Origin of the sequence: Streptomyces sp. yr375, from assembly GCF_900110755.1 — a bacterium.
Taxonomy (GTDB): Bacteria; Actinomycetota; Actinomycetes; order Streptomycetales; family Streptomycetaceae; genus Streptomyces.
Map to the genome: position 1 here is coordinate 1 of NZ_FOFF01000035.1, position 9574 is coordinate 9574.

Consider the following 9574-nt stretch of genomic DNA (forward strand, 5'->3'; position numbering starts at 1 on the left):
CGGCGGTTGCCGAGTGCGAGGCAGCGCTGTCGCCGTGGGTGGACTGGTCCCTGACTGGTGTACTCGCGGGTGATGGGGCTGAGTTGGAGCGTGTGGACGTTGTGCAGCCGGTGTTGTGGGCTGTGATGGTGTCGTTGGCTGCGGTGTGGCGGTCGGTGGGTGTGGTGCCGGTTGCTGTGGTGGGGCATTCGCAGGGTGAGATCGCGGCTGCGTGCGTCGCGGGTGCGTTGTCGCTGGAGGACGCTGCTCGGGTGGTCGTGTTGCGGTCGCGGGCGATCACGCGGCTGGCGGGCAGTGGCGGGATGGTGTCCGTGTTCGCCTCCGCCGATCAGGTGGAGTCGTTGCTGTCGGACGGTGTCGGTATCGCGGCCGTCAACGGGCCTGGTTCCGTTGTGGTGTCGGGGCCCGTGGACGAGCTGGACGCGTTCCTGGAGCGCTGCGAGACAGCGGGGGTTCAGGCGAAGCGGGTCGCCGTCGACTATGCCTCGCACTCGGCGATGGTCGAGGCGCTGGAAGCCGAGATCACCGAGTCGTTGCAGGGCATCGTCTCGCAGGCCCCCGCTGTGCCGATGCTGTCGACGTACACCGGCGAGTGGGTCAAGCCCGGTGAGCTGGACGGCGGTTACTGGTACGGCAACCTGCGTCACCGCGTGCGCCTCGCCGACGCGATCGCCGAACTGTCCACCGCCGGACACGGCTTGTTCGTGGAGGTCAGTCCGCACCCGGTGCTGACGACCGCCGTTCAGGACACGTTGGACGAGTCGCCGGGCGGGAACGGGAACGGTGTCGCGTTGGGCACCCTGCGCCGTGACCAGGGCGGAGCCGAGCGGTTTCTGCGTTCGGTCGCCGAGGCGTTCACTCAGGGGGCCCGGGTCGACTGGGCCGCGCTGTACGGCGGTGTCGAGGTGCCGCGCGTGGAGTTGCCGACGTACGCCTTCCAGCGGCAGCGCTACTGGCTGGAGAACCCGGACAGCGGGCTCGCCGATGCCGCCGGGCTGGGTCTGACGACAGTCGAACACCCGCTGCTGGCCGCCGCGGTGAGCCTGGCAGACGATGACGGACTGGTGCTCACCGGCCGCCTGTCGATCCGTGCCCAACCGTGGCTGGCCGACCACGCGGTGGCCGGCACCGTACTGCTGCCGGGCACGGCGTTCGTGGAACTCGCGCTGCGCGCGGGGGAGATGACGGACTGTCATCTGCTGGACGAACTCACCCTGCACACGCCCCTGGTGGTCCCCGACCGTGCGGCGGTGTGCGTCCAGGTGCGGGTAGCGGCCCCCGACCCCGCCACCGGGCGGCGCGCCCTGACCGTACACGCGCGTCCCGAAGCCACGGACGGTGACGCGGAGGAGCAGGAGCTACAGGGCGATTGGACACTGCACGCCACCGGCGTGCTCGCTGCAACCGTGGCCGAGGCCGCCCGCCCGGTCGACGGTGTGGGGCAGGAGCAGTGGCCGCCGGTCGGGGCGACGGCGCTCGACGTTGGTGACCTCTACCCCCGGCTGGCCGAGGCGGGGTACGGATACGGCCCGGCCTTCCAAGGGCTGCGGGCCGCCTGGCGTACCGCCGACGCCGTGTACGCCGAGGCGGCTCTGCCCGACGGCCACGGTGAGCAGGCGGCGCGTTACGGCCTGCATCCCGCGCTGCTGGACGCGGCGTTGCACGCGGCCGGGTTCGCGGGCTTCCTCGAAGACGACGCGAACGGCGACGCCCGTGGTGGTGGCGTCGGGGTCACCGGCCCCCGGCTGCCGTTCGCCTGGACCGGCGTGACGCTGTCCGCCGTGGGCGCGCGGGCGCTGCGCATCAGGCTCGCGCGCAGCGGCGCGGACACCCTGACCGTCACCCTCACCGACCCGGCGGGCGGCCCCGTCGCCACCGTGGACGCCCTGGTGCTGCGGCCGGTCGACACGGCGCGACTGTCGACCGGCGCCGCCGAGGACCTGTACCGGGTGGCCTGGACCCCGACGCGACTGCCCGACGCCGCGTCCACCGCCGGTTGGGCGGTGCTCGGCGCCGACGATCTGGGCCTCGCGAAGGCGCTGGACCTGCCTCGGCACGCAGACCGGGACGCACTGGCCGCCTCCGGTCCGGTCCCGGCCGTGGTGCTCACCGGCTGGCCCACCCCCGACGGCCCCGCCGCCCCGCAGGCGGTTCGTACCGTTCTGGAGCGGGCCCTGCGCGACGTGCAGGGCTGGCTGGCCGACGACCGCTTCGCGGAGACCCGTCTGGTCGTCGTCACCCGCGACGGCTGCGCGGCCGACGACTGGCAGGACACCGACCCGGTGGCGTCCGCGCTGACCGGTCTCCTGCGCGCCGCGCAGTCCGAGAACCCCGGCCGGCTGGTCCTGGTCGACACCGACGGGCACCCCGCCTCCTGGCAGGCGCTCCCCGCGCTGGTCGCGACCGGCGAACCCCAGGCCGCGCTGCGCCTCGGCGAGGCCCGCGCCCCGCGCCTGTCCCGGGCCGCCGCCGACGCCCCACTGCCGGTACCCGCGAATGCGAACGCGAACGCGGACGCGGACGCGGACTCCCAGGCCTGGCGGCTCGCCGTGACCACCCCCGGCACGCTGGACCATCTGGCCGCCGTGCCGTGGCCGCCCGCCGCCGCGCCGCTGGCCGAGGGCGAGATACGGATCGCGGTACGCGCCTGCGGCGTCAACTTCCGCGATGTCCTGATCACCCTCGGCATGTACCCCGACCAGGCGCTGCTCGGCAGCGAGGGCGCGGGCCGGATCGTCGAGGTCGGCCGCGGCGTCACCGACCTGGCCGTGGGCGACCGGGTCGCGGGCATGCTCACCGGCGGGTTCGGGCCCCTCGCGGTCACCGACCGGCTCAAGGTCGCCCGCATCCCCGACGACTGGTCCTGGGAGCAGGCCGCCTCGGTACCGGTGGCCTTCCTGACCGCCTGGTACGCCCTCGTCGACCTCGCCGAGCTGCGCACCGGCGAGGCCGTCCTCATCCACGCGGCGGCGGGCGGCGTCGGCATGGCCGCCGTACAGATCGCTCAGCACCTGGGTGCGGAGGTGTACGCCACCGCGAGCCCCGGCAAGTGGGACGCACTGCGTCAACTCGGCCTGGACGACGACCACATCGCCTCCTCCCGTGACCTCGGCTTCGCCGAGAAGTTCCCCGGTGTGGACGTTGTACTCAACTCCCTGGCCGGGGAGTTCGTGGACGCCTCGCTGCAACTGCTGTCGCCCGGTGGCCGGTTCATCGACATGGGCAAGACCGACGTACGCGACCCGGAGCAGGTCGCCGCGGACCACCATGGGGTGCGCTACCGGGCGTTCGAGACCGGCGAGAGCGGCGACGGGCGGCTGCGCGAGATGCTGGAGGAGGTCTTCGGCCTCATCGAGAGCGGCGCGCTGCGCCCGCTGCCGCGCCGGTGCTGGGACCTGCGCCGGGCACCGGACGCCTTCCGGCACATCCAGCAGGCCCGGCACATCGGCAAGGTCGTGCTGACCGTGCCGCCCGCCCTCGACCCGGACGGCACGGTCCTGGTCACCGGCGCCACCGGCACCCTGGGCGCACTGGTCGCCCGGCACCTGGTCGCCGAGCACGGCGTACGGCGTCTGCTGCTCGCCAGCCGCTCCGGACCGCAGGCCCCGGGCGCAGACGAACTGCTGGCCGACCTCGCCGCCGCCGGGGCCGAAGCCACCCTGACGGCCTGCGACACCGCCGACCGCGACGCACTGCGCGCCCTGCTGGACGGCATCCCCGCCGACCACCCCCTCACCGCCGTCGTGCACACCGCCGGCGCTCTCGATGACGGGGTGCTGTCCGCCCTCACGCCCGAGCGCTTCGACGCCGTACTGCGGCCGAAGGCCGACGCGGCCTGGCACCTGCACGAACTGACGGCACGTCAAGACCTCGCCGCCTTCGTGCTGTTCTCCTCGGCCGCCGGAGTCTTCGGCAACGCCGGACAGGGCAACTACGCCGCCGCCAACGCCTTCACCGACGCGCTCGCCCAGCACCGGCGCTCCCTGGGACTGCCCGCGATCTCCCTGGCCTGGGGCCTGTGGGAGCAGCGCAGCGGCCTGACCGGCCACCTCGACGCCACCGACGTCGGCCGGATGTCCCGCACCGGCGTCACGGCGCTTGACTCCGCGCGCGGCCTGGCCCTGTTCGACGCGGCACTGACCGCCGGACACACCCTGCTGGCACCGATCCGCCTGGACCAGGCCACCCTGCGACGCCAGGCCGGATCCGGGGCGCTGCCCGCCCTGTTGACCGGCCTGGTCCGCACCGCCCCGGCCCGCCGGACCGCCGCGAGCGCCGCCGCCCCGGACGGCGCGGGAAGCGCGGGCGACGAGCTGACCCGGCGGCTGACCGCCGCCGCGCCCGCCGAACGCGACCGGATCCTCGCCGACCTGGTACGCGGCCACGCAGGCACCGTCCTCGGCTACGAGTCCGCGGCCGCCGTCGACCCCGGCCGCGCCTTCCGCGACCTGGGCTTCGACTCGCTCACCGCCGTCGAACTGCGCAACCGGCTCGGCGCGGCCACCGGACTGCGACTGCCCGCGACCCTGGTCTTCGACCACCCCACGCCGGACCGTCTCGTCGCCCACCTCCGAGACACCCTGCTCGGGGCCTCAGCCGCCTCCGGTACCTCGGCCGCCCCACTCGCCCCTGCCGCCGGTCACGACAGTCATGCCGACGAGCCGTTGGCCATCATCGCCATGAGCTGCCGCTTCCCCGGCGGAATCGGTTCGCCGGAGGAGCTGTGGCGGCTGCTGGACGACGGCGGCGACGCCATCGGCGGCCTGCCCGGCGACCGTGGCTGGGACCTGGCCGGGCTCTACCACCCCGACCCCGACCACCCCGGCACCTCCTACACCCGGCACGGCGGATTCCTCCAGGACGCCGGGGACTTCGACGCCGCGCTGTTCGGGATCTCGCCGCGCGAGGCACTGGCGATGGACCCGCAACAGCGGCTGCTCCTGGAGACCTCCTGGGAGGCCTTCGAGCGCGCCGGGATCGACCCGGCCACCCTGCGCGGCACCCGCACCGCCGTCTACGTCGGCGCCGGTCCCTCCACCTACGGCGGCAACCTGCACGACGCGCCCGACGGCATGGAGGGCCACCTGCTGACCGGGAACGCAAGCAGCATCGTCTCCGGCCGGCTCGCCTACACCTTCGGGCTCGAGGGCCCGGCGGTGACGGTCGACACGGCGTGCTCGTCGTCGCTGGTCGCGCTGCATCTGGCCATGCGGGCACTGCGGTCGGGCGAGGCGTCGATGGCGCTCGCGGCCGGCGTCGCCGTCATGTCCACGCCGGGCGGGCTGATCGCCTTCAGCCGCCAGCGCGGACTGTCCACCGACGGACGGTGCCGTGCGTTCTCCGCCGACGCGGACGGCATGGGCATGTCCGAAGGAGTGGGGATGCTGCTGGTGGAGCGGCTGTCCGACGCGCGGCGGCTCGGGCATCCGGTGCTCGCCGTGGTGCGCGGCTCGGCCGTCAACCAGGACGGTGCCTCCAACGGCCTGACCGCCCCCAACGGCCCCTCCCAGCAACGCGTCATCCGGGACGCCCTCGCCGACGCCCGACTGGCCGCGCACCAGGTCGACGTGGTCGAGGCGCACGGCACCGGCACCCGGCTCGGCGACCCCATCGAGGCGCAGGCCCTCCTCGCCACCTACGGCGACCGGCGGCCGGGGCAGGCACCCGCGCTGGTCGGCTCGGTGAAGTCCAACCTCGGGCACACCCAGGCTGCGGCCGGTGTCGCGGGCGTCATCAAGATGGTGCTGGCCATGCGGTCCGGCGTCGTCCCGCGCACCCTGCACGTCGCCGAGCCCAGCACCCACGTGGACTGGAGCGCGGGCGCGCTGGCACTCGCCACCGAGGAGACACTCTGGCCGGACACCGATGAACCGCGCCGGGCGGCGGTCTCGTCGTTCGGCGTCAGCGGCACCAACGCCCACGTGATCATCGAACAGGCCCCGGCGGAGGCGGAGATAGAGGCCGAAGCGGTGGCAGGGGTGGCAGGGGTGGCAGGGGTGGCCGTCGCGCCGCCGCTGCCGTGGGTCGTCTCGGCGGCCGACGCCTCCGGCCTGCGCGCTGTGGCCGCCCGGCTACGGGACCGGCTGGCCGACTCCGCCGAACCGGACGTGTGGGACGTCGGCTTCTCCCTCGCCACGACCCGTACTCCGCTGGACACCCGGGCCGCACTGATCGGCGACCACACCGACGAACTCCTGTCGGCACTGGCCGCGTTGGCCGAGGGCCGCGAGGTCCCGGGCCTGGTCACCGGCTCGACGACACCAGCGGCGCTCGCCTTCCTGTTCTCCGGGCAGGGCAGTCAACGGGTCGGCGCAGGGCGGGAGTTGTATGACACGTACCCCGTGTTCGCGGATGCGCTGGACGCGGTGTGCGCCGGTTTCGACGGGCTGCTGGACCGCCCGTTGCGCGAGGTGCTCTTCGAGGACGGGGAGCTGATCGACCGCACGGAGTTCACCCAACCCGCGCTGTTCGCGGTGGAGGTGGCGCTGTTCCGACTCCTCGAATCGTGGGGCGTGACACCGGACTTCGTAGCCGGTCACTCGATCGGCGAGCTGACGGCGGCGTACACGGCGGGCGTCTGGTCCCTGGACGACGCCTGCTCGCTGGTGGCGGCACGAGGCCGACTGATGGGCGAACTGCCGTCGGGCGGCGCGATGTTGGCGGTGGAAGCGACTGAGGCGGACGTACTCGCCGAGCTGAACGAGCATGACGAGCGTGTTGTCGTCGCGGCGGTGAACGGTCCGTCGTCGGTCGTGGTGTCCGGTGAGGCGGAAGCGGTCGCGGAGCTGGAGTCCCGCTGGCGTGAACAGGGCCTGCGCGTCAAGCGACTGACGGTCAGTCATGCCTTCCACTCCTCGCTGATGGATCCGATGCTGGCGCAGTTCCGCCGCGTGGCCGAGGGTCTGACGTACGACACTCCGCGCATCCCGGTCGTCTCGAACCTGACCGGCGAGACCGCCACGGCAGAGGAGTTGTGCTCGCCCGAGTACTGGGTCCGGCACGTCCGTGAGGCCGTCCGCTTCGCCGACGGCGTGCGGTCGTTGTACGGCCACGGCGTGCGCACCTTCGTCGAACTCGGCCCGGACAGTGTGCTGGCCGCCATGGCCCGGCAGACCCTGGCCGACGACGATGACGTACGCGCCGTGCCCGTCCTGCGCGGCGGGCGACCGGAGACGCGCGAACTGCGCACGACCCTGGGGCAGTTGTACGTACGGGGCATCGCACCCGACTGGGCGGCGCTCTACGACGGCAGCGGCGCGGTGCGGCTGGAGCTGCCGACGTACGCGTTCCAGCGTGCGCACTACTGGCTGCTGCCCACGCCGCCCAGGCCCGGCCACGGCATCGCGGCCCCGAACGGCCAGGCGGGCGAGGCGGGGCAGGCAGGGGAGGCGTTCTGGGAGGCCGTGGAGCGTGAGGATCTGGCGGCGCTGAGCGGTGTCCTCGGGGTCGACGGCGACCAGCCGCTGTCCGAAGTACTGCCCGCGCTGAGCGGCTGGCACCGGGAACGGCTGCAGCACGCGGTGCTGGACGACTGGCGGTACGCGGTGGTGTGGCGGCCGGCGGAGCGGACGGCGAGGCGGCCCGATGCCCGATCGCTGACCGGCGTGTGGGTGCTCGTCACGGCGGCTGGTGATCCGCTCGGCGGCCCGGTGGAGGCGGCCCTGCGCGGTGCCGGTGCGGCCGACGTGGTCACGGTGCCCTGCGCGCCGGGTACCGACTCGGGCCGGGAGGCGCTGGCCAAACGGCTGCGTACGGTCTTCGACGAGCTGCCGCCCGACGAGCAGCCGACCGGTGTGATCGCGCTGCCCGGCGCGCTGGAGACGCCGCTCGCCGGAACCCTGGCGCTGGTGCAGGCACTCGGCGACACCGGCGCGGAGGTGCCGATGTGGCTGCTGACCCGCCAGGCGGTGCACATCGGTCCGGGCGACGCCCCCGGCAGTCCCGAACAGGCCCAGATCTGGGGTCTGGTCCGGGCGGCCGCACTGGAACACCCCGGCCGCATCGGCGGCCTGATCGACCTGCCCGCCGACCTCGACTCCGCCGCCGACTGGCCGCAGGCCCTCGCCGACGCCCTGTCGGGGTCCTCGAATGTCTCGGACGCCGAGGACCAAGTCGCCGTCCGCGACGGCGGGTTGTGGCTGCGCCGGGTGGTCCGCCGTCCCGCTGCGGCCGTGGCCGCTACGGACGGCTGGCGGCCCGCCGGGACCGTGCTGGTCACCGGCGGCACCGGCGGTGTCGCCGGGCATGTCGCACGCTGGCTGGCGCGCGCCGGGGCCGAGCATCTGGTGCTGGTCAGCCGCAGTGGCGGCGAAGCGCCCGGGGCCGTCGAACTACGCGACGAACTGCTCGCGTCGGGCACCCGGGTGACGTTGGCGTCCTGCGACGTCGCCGATCGGGCGGCCCTGGCCGAACTGATCGCACGGATCGAGACCGACGGCGAGAGCGGCTCCGAAAGGGAGAGTGGTGGCGAGCGGATCACCGCTGTCGTGCACGCGGCCGGGGTCGGTGCCACGGAGGCGTTCGATCTGACCACCGCCGAGGATCTGGCCGCCGTCGGCGCGGTGAAGGTCCTCGGGGCCCGGAACCTGGAGGAACTGCTCGGCGACCGGCTGGACGCGTTCGTCGTCTTCTCGTCGATCTCGGCCATCTGGGGCAGCGGCGGCCTGGCCGCGTACGGCGCGGCCAACGCCTACCTGGACGCCTTCGCCGAGAACCGCCGGCTCGCCGGACGCCCCGCCACCTCGGTGGCCTGGGGACTGTGGGACGGGCCCGGCATGGGTGTGGGCGCCGCCGACCGCCTCGTACGGCAGGGTCTGCGGCCCATGAGCCCCGAGCTGGGCGTCGCCGCGCTCGCCCAGGCACTGGAGCGCGACGAGACCACGCTGACCGTGGCGGACGTCGACTGGCCCGCGTTCCTGCCGCTGTTCACCGCGATGCGCGCCCGCCCGCTGCTGTCCGACCTGCCCGAGGCGCTGCGCGACGCCGCCGCCCCCGACGCCGAACCGGCGGCGGCCGGCGACCCGGCCGACGCGCCCGGCGCGCGGCTGCGTGAACGGCTCGCCGCCCAGACCGCGTCCGAGCGGCGGGCGGGCCTGATCGCCCTCGTCCGCGACCACGCGGCGGCGGCCCTCGGCCATGCGGACGCCGAAGCCGTCAAACCCGGCCGCGCCTTCAAGGACATGGGCTTCGACTCGCTGACCGCCGTCGAACTGCGCAACCGGCTGGTCCGCGAGAGCGGGTTGCCGCTGACCCCGACGCTGGTCTTCGACCACCCCAACCCCACCGCCCTCGCCGATCACCTGCTCGGCGAGCTGGCGGACGGCGAGCAGGATCCCTGGCGGGCCGCCCTCGCCGATCTGGACCGCCTGGAGGCGTCCGTGGCGTCGGCCGCGATCCCCACTCCGGAGGCCCGCGCCTCGCTCGGCAACCGGCTGCGCACCCTGGTCGCCCAACTGGACGGCGTCGGCACGGCGGGATCGTCCGCCGCCGGACCTGCGGACGACGAGGTCGGCGAGGCGACCGCGGAGGAACTGCTCGCGCTCCTGGAGGACGAGTTCGGCGCGAACTGACGCCC

At 74.2% G+C, this 9574-nt stretch carries 1 protein-coding gene; it reads left to right on the forward strand.

Annotated features, from left to right (window positions below; genetic code table 11):
- On the forward strand, positions 1-9569 hold a 9569-nt coding region (locus tag BMZ82_RS42060), incomplete at its 5' end, for a type I polyketide synthase (protein WP_256252141.1).
- Positions 9570-9574: the final 5 nt, after the last annotated feature.